This is a genomic window from Acidovorax sp. sic0104 (assembly GCF_019219095.1).
Taxonomy (GTDB): domain Bacteria; phylum Pseudomonadota; class Gammaproteobacteria; order Burkholderiales; family Burkholderiaceae_C; genus Acidovorax.
Map to the genome: position 1 here is coordinate 64983 of NZ_JAHUWH010000010.1, position 21975 is coordinate 86957.

At 68.1% G+C, this 21975-nt stretch carries 19 protein-coding genes; 8 read left to right on the forward strand and 11 right to left on the reverse strand.

What is annotated here, in order from left to right:
- The first annotated feature begins 38 nt into the window (after positions 1-38).
- Positions 39-974, forward strand: coding sequence for a succinylglutamate desuccinylase/aspartoacylase family protein (locus KW835_RS16705; RefSeq protein ID WP_218384395.1), 936 nt, complete (start codon positions 39-41; stop codon positions 972-974).
- Positions 975-1501: 527 nt separating this feature from the next.
- Here KW835_RS16705 and KW835_RS16710 read toward each other — a convergent pair.
- The gene (locus tag KW835_RS16710; RefSeq protein WP_218384397.1) at positions 1502-4549 is read right to left on the reverse strand and encodes an FAD-binding and (Fe-S)-binding domain-containing protein; all 3048 of its coding nucleotides are present in this window, start codon (positions 4547-4549) and stop codon (positions 1502-1504) included.
- Between the two features lie 270 nt (positions 4550-4819).
- Entirely contained in the window at positions 4820-5521 is a 702-nt protein-coding gene (locus tag KW835_RS16715; protein ID WP_218384398.1) for a GntR family transcriptional regulator, read from the reverse strand.
- A 122-nt stretch (positions 5522-5643) separates the two neighbouring features.
- Here KW835_RS16715 and KW835_RS16720 point away from each other — a divergent pair, with 122 nt between their 5' ends.
- The 3 genes from KW835_RS16720 (at position 5644) to KW835_RS16730 (ending at position 8889) form a co-directional block, all read left to right on the forward strand.
- Complete coding sequence (locus tag KW835_RS16720) at positions 5644-6885, forward strand: alanine--glyoxylate aminotransferase family protein (protein WP_218384400.1); 1242 nt, start codon at positions 5644-5646, stop codon at positions 6883-6885.
- Positions 6886-7108: 223 nt separating this feature from the next.
- Positions 7109-8086, forward strand: coding sequence for a tripartite tricarboxylate transporter substrate binding protein (locus KW835_RS16725; protein WP_218384704.1), 978 nt, complete (start codon positions 7109-7111; stop codon positions 8084-8086).
- A gap of 5 nt (positions 8087-8091) precedes the next feature.
- A complete protein-coding gene (locus tag KW835_RS16730) occupies positions 8092-8889 on the forward strand; it encodes a fumarylacetoacetate hydrolase family protein (RefSeq protein ID WP_218384404.1) in 798 nt (265 codons plus the stop codon).
- A gap of 47 nt (positions 8890-8936) precedes the next feature.
- Here the strand turns inward: KW835_RS16730 and KW835_RS16735 are convergent, their stop codons facing one another.
- From KW835_RS16735 to KW835_RS16750, 4 genes are all read right to left on the reverse strand, one after another.
- The gene (locus tag KW835_RS16735; RefSeq protein ID WP_218384406.1) at positions 8937-9476 is read right to left on the reverse strand and encodes a DUF924 family protein; all 540 of its coding nucleotides are present in this window, start codon (positions 9474-9476) and stop codon (positions 8937-8939) included.
- Positions 9477-9593: 117 nt separating this feature from the next.
- On the reverse strand, positions 9594-9821 hold the full coding sequence (locus tag KW835_RS16740) for a hypothetical protein (RefSeq protein WP_218384408.1): 228 nt from the start codon (positions 9819-9821) through the stop codon (positions 9594-9596).
- 138 nt (positions 9822-9959) lie between these two features.
- Positions 9960-10916: a DMT family transporter gene (locus tag KW835_RS16745; RefSeq protein ID WP_218384410.1), complete on the reverse strand. Its 957-nt coding sequence runs from the start codon at positions 10914-10916 to the stop codon at positions 9960-9962.
- 134 nt (positions 10917-11050) lie between these two features.
- Positions 11051-11563 (reverse strand): MgtC/SapB family protein, encoded by a 513-nt coding sequence (locus KW835_RS16750; RefSeq protein ID WP_218384706.1) that lies wholly within the window; start codon positions 11561-11563, stop codon positions 11051-11053.
- Between the two features lie 491 nt (positions 11564-12054).
- Between KW835_RS16750 and KW835_RS16755 the strand changes: the two genes are divergently transcribed.
- Positions 12055-12645 carry an NAD(P)H-dependent oxidoreductase gene (locus KW835_RS16755; RefSeq protein WP_218384417.1) on the forward strand — a complete coding sequence of 197 codons (591 nt, stop codon included), beginning with the start codon at positions 12055-12057 and terminating at the stop codon, positions 12643-12645.
- 20 nt (positions 12646-12665) lie between these two features.
- Here KW835_RS16755 and KW835_RS16760 read toward each other — a convergent pair whose 3' ends face one another.
- Entirely contained in the window at positions 12666-13472 is an 807-nt protein-coding gene (locus KW835_RS16760) for a pseudouridine synthase (protein ID WP_218384419.1), read from the reverse strand.
- A 108-nt stretch (positions 13473-13580) separates the two neighbouring features.
- Here KW835_RS16760 and KW835_RS16765 point away from each other — a divergent pair, with 108 nt between their 5' ends.
- On the forward strand, positions 13581-13916 hold the full coding sequence (locus KW835_RS16765; RefSeq protein ID WP_218384421.1) for an ankyrin repeat domain-containing protein: 336 nt from the start codon (positions 13581-13583) through the stop codon (positions 13914-13916).
- Between the two features lie 52 nt (positions 13917-13968).
- Here the strand turns inward: KW835_RS16765 and KW835_RS16770 are convergent, their stop codons facing one another.
- Complete coding sequence (locus KW835_RS16770) at positions 13969-14433, reverse strand: TerB family tellurite resistance protein (RefSeq protein WP_218384423.1); 465 nt, start codon at positions 14431-14433, stop codon at positions 13969-13971.
- Positions 14434-14546: 113 nt separating this feature from the next.
- On the opposite strand from KW835_RS16770, the gene KW835_RS16775 reads away from it, so the two are divergent.
- Positions 14547-15461: a DHH family phosphoesterase gene (locus KW835_RS16775; protein WP_218384425.1), complete on the forward strand. Its 915-nt coding sequence runs from the start codon at positions 14547-14549 to the stop codon at positions 15459-15461.
- 83 nt (positions 15462-15544) lie between these two features.
- On the opposite strand, the gene KW835_RS16780 is transcribed toward KW835_RS16775, so the two are convergent.
- The 3 genes from KW835_RS16780 to KW835_RS16790 all read right to left on the reverse strand — a co-directional run bounded on the left by KW835_RS16780 (position 15545) and on the right by KW835_RS16790 (position 19987).
- Positions 15545-16747, reverse strand: a complete 1203-nt coding sequence (locus KW835_RS16780) for a DUF1501 domain-containing protein (protein ID WP_218384427.1) — start codon at positions 16745-16747, stop codon at positions 15545-15547.
- Positions 16748-16932: 185 nt separating this feature from the next.
- Complete coding sequence (locus KW835_RS16785) at positions 16933-18510, reverse strand: DUF1800 domain-containing protein (RefSeq protein ID WP_218384428.1); 1578 nt, start codon at positions 18508-18510, stop codon at positions 16933-16935.
- Positions 18511-18718: 208 nt separating this feature from the next.
- The gene (locus KW835_RS16790) at positions 18719-19987 is read right to left on the reverse strand and encodes an MFS transporter (protein ID WP_218384430.1); all 1269 of its coding nucleotides are present in this window, start codon (positions 19985-19987) and stop codon (positions 18719-18721) included.
- 263 nt (positions 19988-20250) lie between these two features.
- Here KW835_RS16790 and KW835_RS16795 point away from each other — a divergent pair, with 263 nt between their 5' ends.
- Positions 20251-21954 (forward strand): flagellinolysin, encoded by a 1704-nt coding sequence (locus KW835_RS16795; RefSeq protein WP_218384432.1) that lies wholly within the window; start codon positions 20251-20253, stop codon positions 21952-21954.
- The last annotated feature ends 21 nt before the right edge of the window (positions 21955-21975 follow it).

A 21975-nucleotide genomic window follows, 5' to 3' on the forward strand; every position in this document is an offset into this window, starting at 1 on the left:
GCGCCGACAATGATGTGTCGTCTTATCAGTTGGCCCCCATGTCCCAAAATCCCCCTGCTTTCGAAGTCTTGCCGCGCGACCTGTCCGCCTACCGCCAGGGCAATGTCGGCATCGACTATGTGCACCGTTTCGAGTCTGGCCAGCCCGGCCCGCACGTGCTGGTCAATGCCCTCACGCACGGCAACGAAATCTGCGGCATGGTTGCCGCGACGCACCTGCTCGACAGCGGCGTGCGCCCGCGCATCGGCACGCTCACCGTCAGCTTTGCCAACGTGGCCGCCTACGAGTCTTTCGACCAGGCCCGCCCGTTCGAGAGCCGCCAGCTGGTGCACAACCTCAATCGCATCTGGTCGGCCGCCGAGTTGGATGGCACGGCGGAAAGCCCCGAGCTGCTGCGTGCCCGTGCCCTGCGGCCCGTGGTGGCGGCGGCCGACCACATCCTGGACATCCACTCGACGAGCCAGAACGTCGAGCCCTTCTGGGTCTACCCGGCCTACCAGCGCAATGCGGACGTGGCGCTGGCCCTGGGGCGCCCGCCAGTTCACCTCGTCATGCCCAGCGGGCTGGGCTCGGGCACGCCGCTCATCCAGCATGGCCGCCACGGGCTGGCCGACAGCCAGGGCGTGGCCCTGGTGGTGGAGTGTGGTCAGCACTTCCTGCGATCGGCCGCCGACATGGCGACCGCCGTGACGCTGGATTTCATCGCGCACTTCGGCCTCATCGACGCGCCAGCCGACCGCCCGGCGCCCGCACCGCAGCGCCGCTATGAGCTGCTTGAAACCTGCATGGTCCGAACGCCCGAGTTCCGCTTCGAGCGGCCCATCGAGGGCTTTGAAGTGTTTGCCAAGGGCGAGCTGATCGCCACAGACGGTCCGCACGAGATCCGCGCACTGTGCGACGACTGCACGGTGCTGATGCCCACGCGCGAGCCTATCGTGGGGCGCGAAGCGGTGTACCTGACGCGGCCGTTGTGAGGCCCCGCGAGCTGGCCGCAATGCCATGCCCCGCCGTGCCGTTTGCGCTGCGCGGTGCGGCACGGCATTGCAGGGGCGCAGTCTGCGGATGAGCGACAAGTCAAGTCCAGCCTCACGTATGCGCTTTGCGACCACATCGACTCTTTCGAGCGATTGGCCGGCGCGTTCGCTCTGCAGACTTTGGGTCTATCCTGGGTGATGATGACGGACCAGTCTGCCTCGTGCGATTTCAGCGGCTGCGGACTGGATGACGAGGACGCAACGGAGGCTTCGGACGACGAAACCTCCTATGCGAAGCGAGCCATGCTCCATGCGCTGACGGGAGTCCCCATGCGTGGCGGCAGCCCGGCGCATCTGCGCAGTTGCCGGGCGCATGCCTTGAAGTGGAGTCCTGGAACTCCAGCCCTACGGTATTGATAGGCGTTTCCGAGTCCCTGGCCGCCCGCTTTTCGCGAACTTTCTCAGAGGCGAAGCTGTATTGAGTGACCTGGCACAAAGAGGGATGACGCCTCCACAGCTCCACGGCCTCATGCCGCCAAACGATCCAGCAGCCGCGCCACATGCACTGCCTCGCGCTGCGCGCCATCCGCGATCTGGTGCCGGCAACTCGTTCCGTCGGCCACCACGATGGCATCGGGGCTCTTGCGCACGGCGGGCAGCAGCGCGGCTTCGGCCATCTGCATCGACACCTCGTAGTGCGAGGCCTCGTAGCCAAAGCTGCCGGCCATGCCACAGCAGGAGCTTTCGATGAGCTCGGGCTTGGCCTCGGGGATCAGTCGCAGCACCTCCAGGATGGGGGGTACGGCGCCGAAGGCCTTCTGGTGGCAGTGGCCGTGCAGCAGGATGGGTTGGCCTGCGGGCTTGAGCGAAGGCGCAAAGCGCCCGGCCTTGGCCTCGCGGGCCAGGAACTCCTCGAACAGCAGGGCCTGCTTGGACACCGTCACGGCCTTGTCGCCCAGTCCCATCACCAGGGCCTCGTCGCGCAGGGTGAGCAGGCACGACGGCTCCAGGCCCACGATGGCGATGCCGGCATGCGCCAGCGGCAGCAAGGCGTCTATGAGCGCACCGGCTTTTTCCTTGGCTTCGTCGACCATGCCGGTGGCAAGGTACGTGCGGCCGCAGCAGTGGTGGCCGCCGTCTCCTTTTTCGACCGTGTGCAGCACATAGCCGGCCGCATGCAGCACGCGTGCAGCGGCCAGGGCGTTCTCGGCCTCGAAGGTGCCGTTGAAGGTGTCCACGAACAGCACGGCAGCCTTGCGGCCGGATTGGGCCGCTGCGATGGCGTCGTCCCGGCTGCTGAACAGCGACGCGTCCCTGCTGCGCCAGAAGGTGTCGCTGCGCCAGGTGGGCAATGAGCGCCTGGCCGAAATTCCAAGCAATTTCTCGCCCAGCCAGGCTGCGCCGGGGACGGTGTTGCGCAGGTTGAGCAGCGCGGCGAAGCGGCTGGCGGTGCGCGCGTAGTCGGGCAGTCGGGCAACGAGCTTGTCCTTGAGCGTATGGCCGTGCTTGCGTTTGTAGTGGGCCAGGAACTCGACCTTCATCTTCGCCATGTCCACGCCCGTGGGACAGTCGCGCTTGCAGCCCTTGCAGCCCACGCACAGGTCCATGGTGTCGTGCATCGCTTCGCTCGTGAAGGCGTCAGGGCCGAGCTGGCCCGACACGGCCAGGCGAAGGGTGTTGGCGCGGCCGCGCGTGAGGTGCTGCTCATCGCGGGTCACGCGGTAGCTGGGGCACATCGTGCCCGCGTCGAACTTGCGGCAGTGCCCGTTGTTGTTGCACATCTCCACGGCCTTGGCGAAGCCGCCGGTCACGTCGCCGCCTGTGCCGGGGGCGGTGGTCACCTCGGTCACGGGGTCGGCCTGCACGTTCCAGGCCGACCAGTCGAGCACGGGCGTGAGCGGAATGCGCTTGTAGGGCCTGGGCGCCGTGGCGGGCGCAAAGCGGAACAGCGCGCCATCGTCCATCTTGGGCGGGTCGATGATCTTGCCGGGGTTGAACAGGTGGATGGGGTCCAGGTGGTTCTTGATCGCGCGAAAGGCCTCGTTGATCGCGGGGCCGAACTGCCACTCGATCCATTCGCCGCGGCACAGGCCGTCGCCATGCTCGCCGCTGAAGGCGCCCTTGTACTTGCGCACCAGGGCGCTGGCCTCTTCGGCGATGGCGCGCATCTTGGCCGCTCCATCGGTGCGCATGTCCAGGATGGGGCGCACGTGCAGCGTGCCCACCGAAGCGTGCGCGTACCAGGTGCCGCGGCTGCCGTATTTGGCGAACACCTCGGTCAGGCCGTCGGTGTACTCGGCCAGGTGCTCCAGGGGCACGGCGCAGTCCTCGATGAAGCTCACAGGCTTGCCGTCGCCCTTGAGGCTCATCATGATGTTCAGGCCCGCCTTGCGCACCTCCCACAGGTTCTTCTGCGGGGCTTCATCAGGCATCTCTACCACGCTGCCGGGCATTCCGAGGTCGCCCATCAGCTCCACCAGCTGTCGCAGCTGCGGCAGCAGGGCGGCCTTGTCGGCGCCCGAGAACTCCACGAGCAAAATGGCCTCGGGCTTGCCGATGAGGGCGGTCTCCACGGTGGGGCGAAACGCCGGGTTGGCCAGGGCCAGCTCGATCATCGTGCGGTCCACCAGCTCCACCGCCGTGGGGCCGAGCTTGACGATGTGCTGGGCCGAGTCCATGGCCTTGTGGAAGCTCGGGAAGTTGACGATGCCCAGCACCTTGGCGCGCGGCAGCTCGCTGAGCTTCAGGGTCAGGCTGCGTGTGTAGGCCAGCGTGCCTTCGGAGCCGATGAGCAGGTGCGCCAGGTTCACGCTGCCGTCAGCGGTGTAGGGCTTTTCACTCTGGTTGTCGAAGATGTCGAGGTTGTAGCCCGCCACGCGGCGCATCACCTTGGGCCAGCGCTCGGCGATCTCGCCGCGGTGCTGCCGGGCCAGGGCGTGCACATGCTGGGCAATGGCGCTGGCGCGCGGGCCCAGCGTGGCCAACGGGCCGAAGTCCACCAGTTCTCCATCGCTCAGCCAGGCGCTCGCGCCCAGCACGTTGTGCACCATGTTGCCGTAGGCAATGGAGCGCGAGCCGCAGGAGTTGTTGCCCGCCATGCCGCCGAGCGTGGCCTGGGCACTGGTGGACACATCCACCGGGTACCACAGGCCGTGGGGCTTGAGCTGGGCGTTGAGGTGGTCGAGCACGATGCCGGGCTCCACCGTCGCGGTGCGGGCCTCGGCGTCCAGCGCGAGCACCTGGCGGAAGTGCTTGCTGTTGTCGATCACCAGGGCTGCACCCGTGGTCTGGCCGCACTGGCTGGTGCCGCCGCCGCGCGGCAGCACGGGCACCTTGAGGTCGCGTGCGATGTCGATGGCGGTGGCGATGTCGCGCTCCGTGCGCGGCACCAGCACGCCCGCCGGCATGATCTGGTAGATGGAGGCATCGGTCGCGTAGCGCCCGCGCGATCCTGCATCGAACAGCACCTCGCCCTCGGTCTCGGCGGCCAGGCGCCGCGCCAGTGCCTCGCAGGTCTCGTTGGGGGGCAGGGTGGTACCGGCTGGCTGCAGGGTGCTGGCGGGTTCGATGCGCATGGGTTAGAGCCTGTTATGCACTTTTACGTGCCCACGAAAGCCGGGGAAAGGCCCGGCAACTAGGCGCAGGACGCGCCGCGGTATGGATACCGCAAGCGTTCTGCAACAACGTGGCCGGGCCTTTCCCCGGCTTTCCCGAAGGGTTGGGCCCCCAGGCCAGCGCTCGCGGCGTTGCAGTCCTTGCCAAGGTCCCGACCTTGGCTGCGAACTGCGCCTTGCGATCACAAGCCTGGGAACCCAACGTGGGCGCGTAAAAGTGCATAACAGGCTCTAGGTGGGCTTTGAAGAGGCCTGTCGCTGGGGGTAGATCTCACCTGCGCGCAGCAGCTCCAGCACCGTGTCGCGCTTGCGCTGCACATGGGCCACAAGCACGCGGCGCATGGCCTCGGCGTCGTGCGCGGCCAGGGCCTCGATCATCTGTTCGTGCTCGGCCACGGCCTGCTTCCACTTGGCCTCGTTCTGGTTGGTGCGAAAGCGCAGCGACTGCACGCGGGCATTGATGGAGCGGTAGGTCGTGGTGAGCACCGGGTTGCGCGCCGCCTCGTTGATGGCGGTGTGGATGCTGGCGTTGATGCGGTAGTAGCCGGACAGGTCGCGCCGCGCGAAGCAGGCCATCATTTCGTAATGCAGCGCGCGCAGCTCGGCCAGTTCGGCATCGGTGATGCGCTGGGCCGCCAGTTCGCCCGACATACCTTCGAGTGTGGCCAGCACCTCGAAGGTGTTCACCACATCGGCCTCGGTCAGCTTCACGGCCACGGCGCCCCGGTTGGGCAGCAGGTCCACCAGGCCCTCGGCGCCCAAGAGCTTGATGGCTTCGCGCAGCGGGGTGCGCGATACGCGCAGCTGCTCGCTCAACTCCCGTTCGTTCAATTTCGCGCCCGGTGCGATCTGGCCTTCCACCAGCATGGTGCGCAGGCGCGCCGCGACCTGGTCGTGCAGCGCGAGGCGGGAGATTTCGATGATTTCAGCCATGATGTGCTTTCTGATTTGAATTTTGCATGCAAAAAATTGCCCAAACAATCCTGTTGATAAAGGGTATTCCCGCATGCAATTGTGTTTTTTGCATGCAAAACTGAAAAAAGAAAGGATGCTCCATGCTGCAACTCGACTTTCACCCTACGGGCCGCCACTTCCTGCAGATCCCGGGCCCGAGCCCGGTGCCAGACCGCATTCTGCGGGCGATGAGCCTGCCCACCATCGACCACCGGGGCCCCGAGTTCGGTGGCCTGGGGCTCAAGGTGCTCTCGGGCATCCAGAAGATCTTCCAGACCCGGCACCCCGTGGCGATCTACCCCGCATCGGGCACCGGCGCCTGGGAGGCGGCCCTGTCCAACACCCTCTCCCCGGGCGACCATGTGCTGATGTTCGAGACCGGGCATTTCGCCTCGCTGTGGCAGAAGATGGCCACGCGCCTCGGTATCTCCACCGAGTTCCTGGCCTGGGAAGGCAAGGATGAACACCTGCCCCTGGCCGGCGGCTGGCGCCGTGGCGTGCAGGCCGACCTGATCGAGGCCCGTCTGCGCAAGGACACGGAGCGCAGGATCAAGGCGGTCTGTGTGGTGCACAACGAGACGTCCACGGGCGTCACCTCCGACATTGCCGCCGTGCGCAAGGCCATCGACGCGGCGGGCCACCCCGCGCTGTTGATGGTGGACAGCATCTCCGGCCTGGCCAGCGCCGACTTCCGCCACGACGAATGGGGCGTGGACGTGACCATCAGTGGCTCGCAGAAGGGCTTGATGCTGCCACCGGGCATCAGCTTCAATGCGCTGTCCCCGCGCGCGCTCGAAGCCTCCAAAAAGGCTACCTTGCCCCGCGCGTTCTGGGCCTGGGACGAGATCGTGGAGATGAACAAGGACGGCTACTGGCCCTACACCCCCAACACCAACCTGCTCTATGGCCTGTCCGAAGCCATCGACATGCTGCTGGCCGAGGGCCTGGACAACGTGTTCGCGCGCCACCAGCGCTGGGGCGCGGGCGTGCGCGCCGCCGTCAACGCCTGGGGCCTGCCCATCCAGTGCGCCGACCCTGCGGTGTATTCGCCCGTGCTCACCGGCGTGATCACGCCCGAGGGGGTGGACTCCGATGCGTTGCGCCGGCTCATCCACCAGCGCTTCGACCTGTCGCTGGGCACCGGGCTGGGCAAGCTCAAGGGCCGCATGTTCCGCATGGGCCACCTGGGCGACAGCAACGACCTCACGCTGATCGCCATGGTGGCGGGCGTGGAGATGGGCATGAAGCTCTCGGGCATTGCGCTGGCCGGTAGCGGCGTGCAGGCCAGCATGGACTATTTCGCCAGCCATGCGGCGCCCGCCGCGCTGAAGAAAGCGGCCTGAACCCGCGCGCTTTCCTGGACTGAGCGACCGGCGGACGCCTGCAGGAGGCGCCGGCCCGCCGGCATGTTTTTCTTTGCCGCTTGCGGCCCGCTGGTGGCGCAAGGACCGATCGACCTCGTGTTTTCAAGAACCTGGCCGTGCGCGCATGCGGCCGGGGTTCTCTGTGCTGAGTTCATTCAACCCGGCCCGCACCGACAAGGGCCTACGAAGGAGACAAGCGATGATGAAAAGACGTTCCCTGATCCAGTCCGCAGGCGCGGCGGCGGCCGTGCTCGGTGCCCCGCGCCTGTTCGCGCAGGAATGGCCCACCGGTCCGGTGCGCATCGTGGTGGGCTTTCCGCCCGGTGGCGGCACCGATGCGCTGGCGAGGGTGGTGGCGGTCAAGCTCTCCGCCATGTGGAAGCAGTCGGTCATCGTGGAGAACAAGGCTGGCGTGGCGGGCGTGCTGGCGGCCGAGTACGTGGCGCAGCAGCCCAGTGACGGCAGCACGCTGCTCATGGCGCACATCAACAGCCATGCGCTCGCGCCCAGCCTGCAGCCCAAGCTGCGCTATGACCCGCAGAAGGACTTCGTGCCCATCGTGATGGTGGGCGTCACGCCCAACCTGCTGATCGCGGGCCCGGCGCAGAAGGCGCTGACCGTGAAGGAGCTCGTGGCCCTGTGCAAGGCCAATCCGGGCAAGGTGACCTTTGGCTCGGCCGGCCCGGGCTCCGCGCAGCATCTGGCGCTGGAGATGTTCAAGCTGCAGGCCGGGGTGGACGCGCTGCATGTGCCTTACAAGGGCAGCGGCCCGGCGCTCGCCGACCTGATGGGCAACCAGATCCAGTACTGTTTCGAGACCATGACCTCGGCCACGCCGCATGTGAAGAGCGGCAAGGTGGCCGCGGTGGCGCAGACGCGCACCAAGCGGGCCAAGGGGCACCCCGGCGTGTCCACGATGCAGGAGCAGGGTTTTGAAGGTTTTGAAGCCACGACCTGGTACGGCCTGGTCGGCCCTGGCAAACTTGCGCCCGGTGTCGCCGACAAGATCAACCACGACGTCAACACCGTGCTGGCCATGCCCGATGTGCAGGAGCGCATGGACACCTACGGCGCGGAAGACGGCGGCGGCACGCGCGACAAGTTCAAGGAGTTCATCGCCACCGAGATCGCCAAGTGGGGCAAGGTGGTGAAGGATGGCAATGTCAAAGTGGAGAGTTGAACCCGATGGCTGATGAAGCAGCGACAACAAAGGCGGCAACGCCCCTGGCCGTGGGACTGGCGGACTCGCTGGCTGCCGCATGGCGTGATGGCCGCGCCATCAGCGCCCAACCCTGGGCGACCGCGCTGGACGGTGCCTCTGCTGCCTATGCCGTGCAGGACCTGCTGGGACGGTCGATGGGGTGGTTCGGGCCGGAACTTGCCCGTCACTGGAAGTCGGGCGGGCCCAATCGCCAGGCCGTGCTCACGCATGCGCCGCTGCCGCCCGCCGGTGTGCGTGCGAGCCCGGCACGTTGTGCCGACATGCAGTTCCAGACCCTGGGTATCGAGGCCGAGATCGCGCTGCGCCTGGGGGAAGCGGTCACGCCGGCGCAGGCCGCAATATTGAACGCATCCGACGCCGCCGCGCTGGTCGACGCGATGGCTGTGTCGATCGAGATCGTGGATTCGCGCTGGCAGGAAGGTGGCGATGCGCCGGCGCTGCTGCGCCTGGCCGATCTCCAGTCGCACGGCGCGCTGGTGCTGGGCGAATGGAAGCCCTACGCCGCAAGGGACTGGGCGGCGCAGTCGTGCGAGGTGCGCATCGGCTCGCAGGCGCCGGTGGTGCGCCAGGGCACGCACCCGCTGGGTGATCCTGGGTGGCTGCTGCCGGTGTGGCTGCGGCACCTTGCGCGCAGCGGGCTGACCGTGCCGGCCGGCACCGTGGTGACCACCGGGTCCTGGGTGGGAATGCTGCAGGCCCAGCCGGGAGACAGCGTGGCCGTGTCTTTTGAAGGCGTCGGCAGTGCCGCTGTGCAGCTATGACCTGGCGGGTGGCGCAAAGCCACCACGACGGCTGAACCGACGCTTCTTCAGAAGGACGATCCTGGCTGCGCCAGGAACGCTGTTTCCTGGGGGGTCGATGCGCGGCCCAGTGCCGCATTGCGGTGCGGGTAGCGTCCAAAGCGCACAAGGATCTCGTAGTGGCGCTGTTCGAACTGAAGGTTGTGCTCCAGGCCGCTCTGGCTGAACAGGGCCATCGCCTGCGCGTGAATTGTCAAAGACTCGCTGTGCATGTAGGGCATGTACGCGAAGGCGCGCTGCTCCAAGGGCAGCTCCGCGTCACGCCGGCTCGATACCAGCTCCTGCGCCAGGGTGAGCGCCTGTGCGTCCTGCGCGAAGGCAAGTGGCGAACCCCGGTGGATGTTGCGTGAGAACTGGTCCAGCACCAGGATCTCCGCCAGCCGGCCCCTCGCTGTATCGCGCCAGGCCCACAGCTCGCCTTGCCGCGCGGCCTCCCAGGTCTCGCCAAAGCGGGCGCGAATCAGGTTGTCGACCTTGTCGTCCTGCGCGAAGTGCTGGGCCGGACTGAGTTCTTCGAACCAGAAGCGCAGGATGTTTTCAGAGGGCATGGTGCAAAAGCCTATGGTTGAAAAGTGGCGGCTGCCGCTTGCCGCAAAGCGCTTGAAGCTGCAAAGAAAACAGCACAGAGTTGACTCTGCAACGGTATGCCCCGTTGGCCTTCTACCCTAGTTGCCGGGGCCCTTGTCCAGACGTATCTTGCCGTCGCGCACGTACTGATTGAACTGGTCGCGCGGTATGGCGGCAGAGCCCACGGCGTCATTGTCGGCGGTCCAGCTCAGCGTGGTGCTGTCCTTGGAAGGTTCCAGCTCGACCGGACCCTTGGGAATGGTGAGCGGCGCACCGTCACCGGGGGTGTAGGTGACGTGGCCCGCAATGGTGGCGCGTTGTGTCATGCGATCTCCTTGGCGCGGCGCGTGCCGCAGTGCTGATCGCGCCATTTGACCGCGCCACGAGTTTCCGTGCTGTAAGACCATGCCCTGCGTGGGCGAGGGCCGGGTTCCCAGGCTGTGCTGGGTGTGCTGTATGGGCGGTCAGGGCGGCACCACCGCCTGCGTTCGCTCCTGGCGCACCAGGTACAGGCCGCTGCCGATGATGATGGCGCCGCCCAGCAGCGTGGAATAGCCCGGCACCGCCTGCCACAGCACCCAGTCCAGGCCCATGCCCCAGGCCAGGGCCGTGTATTCGAACGGCGCCACCACCGATGCCTGGCCGTGGCGGAAGGCCTCGGTGATCGCCAGCTGCCCCAGGAAGCCTGTGACTGCCAGACCTGCCACCAGGGGCCAGTGCGCCCGGTCCACGCCCACCCAGCCAGGTAGCGCGAGCGCGCCGGCACCCAGCGCCAGCAAGGTGGTGGTCCAGAACACCAGGCTTGCGCTGGAGTCGGTGCGCGTCAGCACCCGGCCGGTGATGGCCGACACCGCGTAGCCGCAGGCTGCTCCCAGCACTGCCAGCGCTCCCAGGGTGAAGAAGGCGTCCTGGCTGGGCCGCAGCGCGACCACCACGCCGACCATGCCCAGTGCGATGGCCACCCAGTGCGCGGCGCGTACCTTCTCGCGCAGCACCACGGTCGACAGCGCTGTGATCAACAGCGGCGCGATGAAGAACAGCGTGTAGGCCTCGGCCAGGCCGAGTTCCTTGAGCGCATAGGCGAACAGCCCGAGCATGGACACATTGATCACGCCGCGCAGCAGGTGCAGCGGCCAGCGCACCTTGAGCAGCCCGCCCACTTCGCGCCGCCACACCACATACAGGACCACCAGCGGCAGGGCGGCCCAGCCGCGCAGCGCCGCCACCTGCATCGCGGGGTAGCTTGCCGACAAGGTCTTGAGCAGGGCGTCCATCAGGGAGAAGAAGCCCACGGCCGCCACCATGGCGATGATGCCGCGCAGGTTGCCCGAGGCCTGGGCGTGCGCTGAGGGGCTGGGGGCTGCCGGCGATGTGTCTGCTGGCGTGGCTTGCGGTGCTTCGGAGCTGGTCGCTTGGCTCATGGGGCATGGCCTGGTGCATGCCGCAGGCCCACGTGGAGGAGGGCCAAAAAGTGTATCGCACGCGGCCCCTGTTCCGGGCGTTTCAGGGCCGGGGTAATGCGCATGACTGAGGCTTGCGACTGAGCCGCAGCGACTCAGTCCCCCTCGCGCCGGGGCCGGGTCGATGCGCGGGCCATGCGGTCGTGCATCAGAGGCATGGCCCACAGCACCAGCAGTGCCAGCAAAGTGCTCAGCACCGCCGTGGTCTCGCGCCCCAGTCCTGCCGCGACGCCGATGGCGGCGGTCAGCCAGATGCCAGCCGCCGTGGTCAGTCCCTTGACCTGGCTTTCGGCGTCACCCTTGAGGATGGTCCCGGCGCCCAGAAAACCCACGCCGGCGATGATGCCCTGCAGCACGCGGCTGTTGTCCGCCGGCTCGATGCCTGCCTGCTGCGCCACCAGCACGAACAGCGCGGCACCCATGGACACCAGCATGTGGGTGCGTACGCCGGCGGCCTTGCCCGCATGTTCGCGCTCCCACCCGAGCAGGCCGCCCAGCACGGCGGCCACCGTCAGCCTCACCACGATGCGCGTGGCCTGCCCCACGTCCGTAACGTCCGAGAACTCGGACGCCACGGTGGTGGTGATCTCGTGCCAGATGCCGTCCATGTCAGCCATGGCCGTGCCCCTCGGGGATGGAGCCGGGAGGTGTGGAGGTCGCGGCGCCTGGGCGTGGCGTGGCTGTAAAGGTTTGCATGGTCGACGTGGCGTGTGAAGGTCGGCCCGACTGGCCGCTTGCGGACTGTGCGCCGTCCGCCGCCTTGTGGTCTAGCGGCGGCCACCGGGCGCCGAAGTAGGACGGTGCTGACGCCTGCCCGCGCGGTGAAGAGAGGGGGGGCCAGGGGCTCCAACCAAATGACGGAAATTCGATTGCCAGTAAAGCGGCGATAGCTATGAAAATGATAGTAAAAAGGACAGCTGAGGCGCTGCGCGGCAGGCCAGCAAGCCGACAGCGTGCGTGTGGTGCCGGATCGCCCCGCTCCTTGCCACTGCTGGCGCTTGCGTGCCACGGTGGCGCGTGTCACGATTTGCATGGGGCCCCCACACCACGTTTGCCAGGCTGCTGCCAGGGGGCCGGTGCGGCCGTGTGAGGAGGTGCCATGACCCCGCAACGCATCGTGATGATCCAGGGACACCCCGATGCCAGCGCGCCGCATCTGTGCCATGCGCTGGCGCAGGCCTACGCGCTGGGCGCCACCAGCGCGGGCCACGAGGTGCGGCTGATCGACGTCGCCGCCATTGATTTTGCGCTGCTGCGCAGCCAGCACGAATGGGAGCTGGGCCTGCTGCCGGCTCGGCTCAAGCCCGCGCAGGAGGACATCGGCTGGGCCCAGCACCTGGTGCTTTTCTTTCCGCTGTGGCTGGGCGACATGCCGGCGCTGCTCAAGGGCTTTCTGGAGCAGGTGGCGCGGCCGGGCTTTGCGTTCACCACCGAGGGCAGCAACCCGTTCGGGCGCAAGGGACTCACCGGCCGCAGTGCGCGGGTGGTGGTGACCATGGGCATGCCCGCGCTGGTGTACCGCTGGTACTTCCGCGCGCACAGCGTGAAGTCGCTGGAGCGCAACATCCTGGGCTTCGCGGGCATCGCGCCGGTGCATGAAACCCTGGTGGGCAGCGTGGAGCAGCTGGGCGACAGCGGCGTGGCGAAATGGAAGGCCCGCATGCAGTCGCTCGGGGCCAAGGCAGGATAGCTGCGGCGGCAGGAGCCCCGTCAGGGCGTTGACACCCCGGGCGCGCCGGGTGCGGCCGGCTCCCACGGCAGCTGTGAGAGCAGGCGCTGCCAGTCTGCGGCAGGCGCCCCCGTGTCGGCGTCGGCGTCGGCTGCTGCGGCTTCGCCGCAGGCCCGGTGCGGCCACTGCAGCCCGCTGTCGAACACCAGCGCCTGCCCGCTCACCGGGTGGGGCACTGTGAGCTGCCATGCATGCAGCCACAGCCGCTGCAGACCCAGCCGGTCGGCCCACCAGCGGTTGATGGGGCCCTTGCCATGCGTGGCGTCGCCGATGATGGGGTGCGCCACATGCTTGAGGTGGCGGCGGATCTGGTGGCGCCGGCCCGTGCTGGGCGTGGCCTCCACCAGCGACGCGCGGGTGCTGGCGAACCGCGCATCGCTCGCCTCTGGCAGGGTGAGTTGCGCCAGGCGCCGGAACTGTGTGCGGGCGTCCTGCACGGCGGCATCGGCCGGGGCGTCGTCGGGCTTGAGCGCGTGGTCCACATCCACGGCATCGGGCGCCCACCCACGCACCATGGCCAGGTAGCGCTTGTGCGTGGCCTGCCGCTCGAACGCCTGCGACAGCGCGCGCGCCGCATCGCTGTGCAGCGCCATCACCAGCACGCCGCAGGTGCCCTTGTCCAACCGGTGCACGGGAAACACATGCTGGCCCAGCTGGTCGCGCAGGGCCTGCATCACGAAGCGGGTTTCGCCAGCGTCGAGTCCCGTGCGGTGAACGAGCCAGCCTGCGGGCTTGTAGACGGCCACGAGGTGCTCGTCGCGCCAGAGGATGTGCAGGGGAGGGTGCATGAAAGAGGCCGGCCTGGGACGCACGCCGAATGAGGGAAGGCGCGCATTGTGCAGCACGCTGGGCGGCCTACACTGCGGCGATCAAGTTCATGCAAAGGAATGCAGCGTATGTCGGCAGGAGACTGGAAAGACATGTACGCCGCCGCGCTGGCGGGCGACCTGGCGCTGGTGCGCCACCACATCGGCGCGGGGGTGAACCCCAACTACCAGCACCCCGAGATCCTGTGCACCCCGCTGGTGGCGGCCCTCATTCACGGGCACGATGCCATTGCGCATTACCTGCTCGACCACGGTGCGGACCCGCAGTTGCGCTCGGAATTCGACGGCATGACGCCGCTGCAGGCGGCGCGGCGCCATGAGCGCACCGAATTCATCGCGCTGCTGCGCGAGCGCGGTGCGCGGGAGGTCAAGACCCCCTTCTGGTGGCGCTGGTTGCCGGTTTAAGGCGGGCGTTTTCAGGCGCTCTGGCCGTGCCTGCCCGGCCTGGGCCAGCGGCTCAGGGGGTGTTTGCGTGTTTCGCGCGCATCTTGGCGGCGATGTATTCGCCGTGCGTCACGTGCAGCAGGCCGGCCACCTTGCTGATGGCGTGCATCTCGTTTTCATCGAGGCGCGCGTCGGCATAGGCCACCTGCCACATCGCCTCGACGAGTTCGATCTTCTGCGGCTGCGTGAAGTGATCGTTGAGCTGGCCGGTGAACCGTTGGTAGTCGTAAGCGGTGCGGGCTGTGTCCACCGCCAGCTCGAGCAGGCGATCCACTTCGTCGTCGCTGAGCATGAAGCGCTCGCGCAGCGCACGGACCATGGCAGTGCGCTCGGCGTCGTCCATCGCGGCATCGGCGCGCACGACCTCCACCAGCAGCACGGCGGCGGCAAGCTGCACCGAGTGCGTTTGCTGGGCTGAAGAGGCCCCGGGGCGGGGGACTGTGAAGCTTTCGAACAGCTCCTTGAGGGTCTGGAACATGGTTCTGCCGAAGAGTGAGGTGGGCCATGGAGTGCGAAATGCCATGCCTGGTGGAGCCGCGATGCCATGCATTGGTTCCCCCCGCCTGGCGAGCGGGCGACAATCGGGGGGACATGAAAAAATCGATTCTTCCCCTGCAGCTGCTCATCGCCCCCGACCTGAACGACCCCGCGCCCCTGGTGCTCTACCACGGCCGCAGCTGCCCCGATGGCTTCGGTGCCGCGCTGGCCGCGTGGCTGTTCTACGGCGACAAGGCCGAATACGTGGGCCTGGACCATGGCGATGTGCAGTCGGTGGACGACCTGCCAGCGCTGGCGGGCCGCTCCGTCTACATCCTCGACTTCTCGTTTTCGGCCGAGATCCTTGCAGCCATCGATGAGCGCGCTGCGCGCCTGGTGATGCTGGACCACCACAAGAGCGCCGCCGAAAAGCTGACCGGATTCGCCTGCCGCTGCGGCGTGGTGCACTTCGACATGGACAAGTCGGGTGCGCGCCTGGCCTGGGAGTTCTTCCACCCGCACACCGCCATGCCGGCCTTGCTGCAGTATGTGGAAGACCGCGACATCTGGAAGTGGGAGTTCCCCCAGAGCGGCGCCTTTCTCTCGGCACTGGACATGGAAGCCCAGACCTTCGAGCGCTGGCGCGAGATCGCCTTCTTCACGCCCGATCAGCTGCAGGCCTTCATGGCGCGTGGCGCGGCCATGGACGAGAAGTACAAGAAGCTTTGCGCCGACATCGCCGAGGGCGCGCAGCCCCTGGTGTTCAACGGCGTCGAGGGCCTCATGGTCAATGCGCCCGGCATGTTCCACAGCCTGGTGGGCGACATCCTGTCGGCCAAGACCGGCACCTTCGCGCTGATGTGGAGCGCGGGCGCCAAGGGCGTGAAGGCCGGGCTGCGCTCTCAGCGCAATTTCGACTGCATCGCCCTGGCCGAAAGCATGGGCGGCGGAGGCCACGCGCAGGCCTGCGGCTTCAAGATGAAGATCGAGCGTCTGCCTGAGCTGCTGACGGGCACGTTCAACGCCTGACCCTGCGAGATTGAACGAAAAAAGCCCGTTGGCGTTTGATGGACAAGCGCCAGCAGCTATTGAAAACGTAGCGTATCTTACGTCTACACCAGCCGCAGATCCGCGCCCCGCGTGCCCGGAAACACCCGCCCCACGGCAGCGGCGTTGAGCCCGTACATGCGTGCGAACAAGCCGCCGAGCACAGCGCGGTAGTCATTGAGCACCGGGTAGTCGCGGTTCTGGAACAGCGTGGTGGCCGACAGCGCCTGCTGCTCGCCTGCAATCCGCCCGCCGTTGACGCCGCCGCCCAGCACCCAGAACACGGTGCCGTGGCCGTGGTCGGTGCCGCGGTTGCCGTTCTCGCGGAAGGTGCGGCCGAACTCGCTGACGACCACCACCACCGTGTTCTTCCAGGCCGCCGCGCCCATCTCGTCGGCAAAGCCCGCCAGGCCACGGCCCAGTTCGTCGAAGCGGTTGGCCAGCGCACCCGTGGCGCTGCCCTGGCCCACGTGCGTGTCCCACCCGCCCACATCGACAAAGCCCAGGTGATAGCGGGTCTGCATCAGCCGTGCCATGCGCCGCGCCGTGCCCTCGAAGCCCTTGGTGCTCAACGCATTGCGGCTGGCGGCATCCATCTCGCCCTGCATGCTGCGGGCCACCTCGCCTTGTGTGGCAAAGCCCTCGGCCACGGGGCGGGCCAGGCTGGTGCTGCGGTACATCATGTCGATCAGGCCGGCCTGGCGCTCGTCCACGCCGGGCTTGCCTGCCGCGGCGGCCAGCGCCGTGTTGGGGACATCCACCGTGCCGCGCAGCACCAGGGGCAGCGTGCTGGTGAAGGCCATGGGCGACGCCTCTTGCTGCCTTGCGCCCAGCTCGGCCGCCAGGCGGTTCAGAAAGCCCGAGCCGTAGTCCCGCCGCCCGGCCAGGGGCTGGCCCAGCTCGATGCTGTCCTGGGTGTCGAAGTGGCTGCGAGAGAGGTCGTCCGTGCCTGCGAAGGGCACGAAGGCCAGTTCGCGGCGCTGGTACAGCGGCAGCATCGATGGGGCCAGCACCGGGTGCAGGCCCCAGTCGCTGGTGAGCTCCAGCGCGCCGCCTTCCTGCCCGGGGCGGGCAATGGCGATGTTGGGCCGGCTCTCGTAATAGAAGCTGCTGCTGGTGGGCACGAGCAGGCTGGCGCAGTCGTAGCCGCCTCGCAGGAACACGAGCAGCAGGCGCGCATCGCCCGCGCGCGGGGCGGCGGCCACCTGGGCGGTGGCCAGGCCCAGGGCGCTGGCGCCCAGAGCGTGAAGGCAGTGTCTTCTCAACATGAGGCTGTCCTCTCAATAACCTGGGAACGTTGTATCGAAAACTGCGCGTGAACCCGCACGCCCGAAGCCAGGGCAGCCGTGCAAGGGCCGCCCCGCCGCACTGGCTGCGTCCCCCTTCCCGAATGGCGCAGCCGTTCGAGAGAAGGGGGAAGGCGCGAAGCGACTCAGGGGGATGTACTCCATCTCTAGCCGTGCATGAATTCGGGAGACGAAAGGAACAGAAGGTTCCATTCCCTGGGCGTGGCGGCCTGCGCCAACGCTGCGCGGGTGGCCGGGGCCAGCGTGGCGTCGATCTGGCGCAGGTAGGGCGTCTGCGACAGCGCAGGCGGTGGCATGCGCTGCGCGCCCTGGCCCCCGATGCCGGCGCCCAGCGCCCGCGCGGCCTCGAAACGCGTGCTCATCTGGCCCGAACCCGACCAGGTGGCGGCGTCGAGCGGATAGCCGTCGGGCGTGGCGCGGCCGTACAGTGGTTCGGCAAGGCGCTGCATCCAGTTGAGCAGTGGCTCGGTGTTGGCCAGCACCGGCTGGTCGCCGTGCACGAGGCGCGCGCCGGCCATCACGTACTGCACCGGGTCGCGAAAACGCTGGCCCAGCGAGGCCTGGAACTCGGCCGACTGGAACAGGGCGGCCAGCACCGCGGCGATGTCGCCATCGGTGCGCTCGAAGGTTCGCGCCAGGCGCTCCAGCAATGCGGGCGGCGGCGCATCGCCCACCAGGTACACGGCGATCTTGCGCGTGACGAAGCGGGCCGTGGCGCCGTGGCGGGCCAGGCGGTCCAGCGCCTCGTCCAGCTCGGCCAGGCCCTGGGCCCGTATGGGCTGGCCCAGCAGGGTCTTGGCGTCCCAGTCGTGGCGCGCGGGGTTGAACTCGAACAGACCCTGGCGCACATAGTGCGCGCGCAGCGCTGGCTTCATGCGCGGGGGATCGTCGTCCAGCGGGCGCATGCTCACGCCCACGCCGGTGAGCACGCGCGCCAGCTCCTGCACGTCCTGCTGGCTGTAGCCGCCGCCCACGCCCAGCGTGTGCAGCTCCATCAACTCGCGCGCGTAGTTCTCGTTGATGCGTCCGGCGGCGTTCTGCACGTTGTCCAGGTAGTACAGCATGGCCGGGTGGCGCGTGGTGGTGCCCAGCAGGTCGCGAAAGCGCCCCAGGGCATGCGGGCGCACGGCGCGCTCCTCGTAGTCGCCCACGGTCGCGCGCAGGTTGGCCTTGCCGGCAAAGATGTTGAAGTGGTTCATCCAGAACCAGGTCATCTTCTCGCGCAGCTGGGCGGGCGAGTACAGCGCGCGCAGCACGAAGCGCTGCCCGGCCTCGCGCTGCAGGTTGCGCATGTCCTTCTGCCAGGCCTGCAGCGCTTCCTTGCGCTCATCTTCGGTGGCAAGTGCGCGTGCATCGCGCTGGCGCTGCTGCATCTGCAGGGCCAGCGTCTCCAGCGGGGTGCGGGTGATGGCCATCGCGTCGATCTGCGCCTGCGCTTCGACGGGCAGCGGTGCATCGGCCGGTGCTCGCAACTGGCCGGTGAGCCAGGCCTGCATGCCCTCGGCGGCAATGGTCTGCGCGCCCTGCGCGGTACTGCCCCAGGTGATGCGATCCATCCACCGTGCATGCAGGGCATGGTCTGGACTGTCGGGCGGGGCCAGGGGCGCGACAGCCCAGGCGGGCACGGCGCTGGCCGACGCTCCCAGGGCTGTAAGCGCCAGCCACTGGCGGCGGTTGATCTGTGGCGGTGTGCTCAAGGAAGGCGCGAGGCGGTCGTGGCGCATGGTGTGGGCGTCCTGCAAAGCCCTTGGACATCCGGGCTGGAGCGCCATGCTGCGCTCGCCACACCTGCAAGGCAAGGGTTGCCGGCGGGTTTTACCCGCCCGAAACAATTGCGCGGCCGGTTGTGACCAGCTGTAGCGCAGAGCATCGTCAGCCGCAGCAGCCGCAGCAGCCGCAGCAGCCGCAGCAGTCGCAGCCGCAGCCAGCCCGCTAGCGTGCCTGCGCAGCTTCCTCGAACTTGTCCACCTTGCGCAGCGGCTTGAACACCGTGGCCCAGGTGGCCACCACGCCCAGCGTGCACAGGCCGCCCACGATGGCGGCGGGCACCGCGCCCAGCCAGGCGGCGCTGGTGCCGGCGCGGAACTCGCCCAGTTCGTTGGAGGAGCCGATGAACAGCATGTTCACCGCGTTCACCCGCCCGCGCATGGTGTCGGGCGTGGAGAACTGCACCAGTGCGCCGCGGATGTACACGCTCACCATGTCGGCCGCGCCAGCCACCAGCAGCGCCCCGAACGACAGCCAGAACAGCGTGGAGAGCGCGAACACCAGGTTGGCAGCGCCGAACACCGCCACGGCGATGAACATGGTGCGCCCCACGCGGTGGTTGAAAGGGCGCATGCTCAGGTACAGCCCCGCGCTCACCTCGCCCACGGCCATGGCGCTGCGCAGCGCGCCCAGGCCGGCCGGCCCCACGTGCAGCACCTCCTGCGCGTAGATGGGCAGCAGGGCCACCACGCCGCCCAGCAGCACTGCGAACAGGTCCAGCGAAATGGTGCCCAGGATGATGGGCCGCGAGCGGATGAACGAAATGCCGGCGCCGAAGCGCTCGAACATCGTGCCCTGCGTGGGGCCGGGTGCCGTGGCGTGCGCCACCACCACGCGCAGCAGCAGCAGCACGCCCAGGCCGAAGCACGCGCAGCACACGGCATAGGTCAGCTCGCCGCCGCCCAGCGCGTACAGCAGCCCGCCCAGCAGTGGCCCGCCGATGCTGGCCACGCGCATGAGCATGCTGTTGGCCGCAATGGCCTGCGCCAGCTGTGCCCGCGGCACGATCTGGGGCAGCAGGCTTTGCATGGCCGGTCCCGAGAACGCGCGTGAGCAGCCGTACAGCACCAGCACCGCATAGATGCCCGCCACGCCGCTTGCGCCATGGCCCGACAGCCACCAGAGCATGGCGCTGCACAGCCCGCCCACCGCCCAGCTGGCCGCCAGGATGCGCTTGCGCGCGAAGCGGTCGATCAGGTCACCCGCAGGCAGCAGCAGGCACAGCATTGGCAGGAACTGCGCCAGTCCCACATAGGCCAGCGCCAGGGGCTGGCGCGTGAGGTCGTACACCTGCCAGGCCACCACCACCGCCTGCACCTGGGTGGCCACCACGGCCACCACGCGGGCGATCAGGAACGAAACAAAACCGGAATGGCGGTAGACGCTGGCCGTCTCGGCGCCTGGCGCAGCAAGGGTGGAATGGGGGGCTGTCATGAAAGCGAAAGCGCAGGGTGCGGCGTGCGCGGGGCGTGCCGCAGGTCCGGCTGGGGAAAACCCTGGATGCTACCGGCTGCGTGGCGGTTTCGCAGGCCAGCCCGGAAAAGACCGGCGAAACCGGCCGTCAGGTTTTCCACAGGGCTGCCGATAAGAGGTGTGGAGAGGGAGCGGGTCGCCGGGCGCGTGCTGCCGCATGGGCTCTGGCTTGCCGGCCCCGGGTTTCTTCAATCGGGTTTGACCAGGAGTGTGTGGAGCGTGCCATGGGGTTGACCATCAACACCAACGTGATGTCGCTGACTGCGCAGCGCCGGCTCGGCGGTGCGCAGTCGGCCATGGCCACCACCGTGCAGCGCCTTTCTTCGGGCCTGCGCATCAACAGCGCCAGGGACGACGCGGCGGGCCTGGCCATCTCCGAGCGTTTCACCAGCCAGATCCGTGGCCTGAACCAGGCCGTGCGCAACGCCAACGACGGCCTGTCGCTCATGCAGACGGCCGAGGGCGCGCTGCAGGGCGTCACCGCCAGCCTGCAGCGCATCCGCGAGCTGGCGGTGCAGGCCGCCAACGACACCAACAGCGCCGCCGACCGCCAGGCCATCCAGGCGGAGGTGACGCGCCTGGCGCAGGAGATCGACCGCACCGGGCGCACCACGCAGTTCAACGGCATGGATGTTTTCGACCGGTCCGAGGCCAGCGTGGTGGGCGACGAGAACCTGCTGGCCGTCTTCGACGGACTGACCAGCGCCGGCAGCTGGCTGGAGAGCAGCGAGAACCTCATCCGCACCTACTACGGCCTGCAGGCCGACGGAGCGGCGCTCGACATCCGCTACACCGGCTTCACCGACGGAGCGGGCAACGTGGCCGCCTACGTGCAGGCCACGGGCTTCGACGGGCAGGGGCGGGGTACCAACCTCACGCTGCAGGTGGACATGGCGGACTTCGTGCCGCCGAACATGCCCAACGGCGGCAACGCGCCGTACTACAACGACCGCATCATCGGCCACGAGATGGTGCATGCCGTGATGGCCCGGTCCACCAACTGGCAGGACATCACCAGCAACCACCTGTGGTTCGCCGAGGGCACGGCCGAGTTCATCCAGGGTGCGGACGAGCGCGTGCGCGGCGACATCACCAATGTGGGCTTGGCTGGCGTGGTATCGGCTCTGGGCGGGCCCACGAACACCAGTGAGTTCTACTCGGCCAGTTATTCGGCCGTGCGCTACATGCACGACCGCATCAAGACGGCGGGCGGCACGGGCATCAAGGACGTGCTCACCTACATGAGCAGCAACCCCGGCTCCACGCTGGACGCCGCCATCGCCGCAGCGTCGGCGGGCGCCTTCTCCAATGCGGCCGACGTGCAGGCCCAGTTTGCGCTGGGCGGTGCGGCCTTCATCGGCACGTTCGACCTGAACAATGCCGACACGGGGGCGATCGGCGGCGCGGATGTGGACGGCGGCATGGTGCGCGACGCCCAGGCCGCCATCCCCAACCAGGGCAGCCGCTCGGGCAAGGACGCGCTGCAGGGCTTCAGCGAGACCTACGAGAACATCGCCACATCCGGCAGCGCGATCAGCACCAAAGTGTTCCAGGTGGGGGCCAACGCCAACCAGACCATGGAAACCCGGGTGGGCGCCATCGGCCTCGCGGCCATGGGACTGCGCAACACGCTGGATGTCACGGTCTCGGCGGCGCAGACCATCGTGTCGGTGGACCGGGCGCTCGACTACGTCAACAGCCAGCGCGCGGTCATCGGCGCGCAGTCCTCACGCCTGGAGTCGGCCATCTCCAACCTGCAGGTCGGCGCCGAGAACATGTCGGCCAGCCGCGCACGCATCACGGACACGGACTTCGCAGTGGAGACCGCCACCCTGGCGCGCCAGCAGATCCTGCAGCAGGCCGGCAATGCGATGGTGGTGCAGGCCAACCAGATGCCGCAGGGGGTGCTGGCGCTGCTGCGCGGCTGATTCACTTGCCGCGCAAGAACC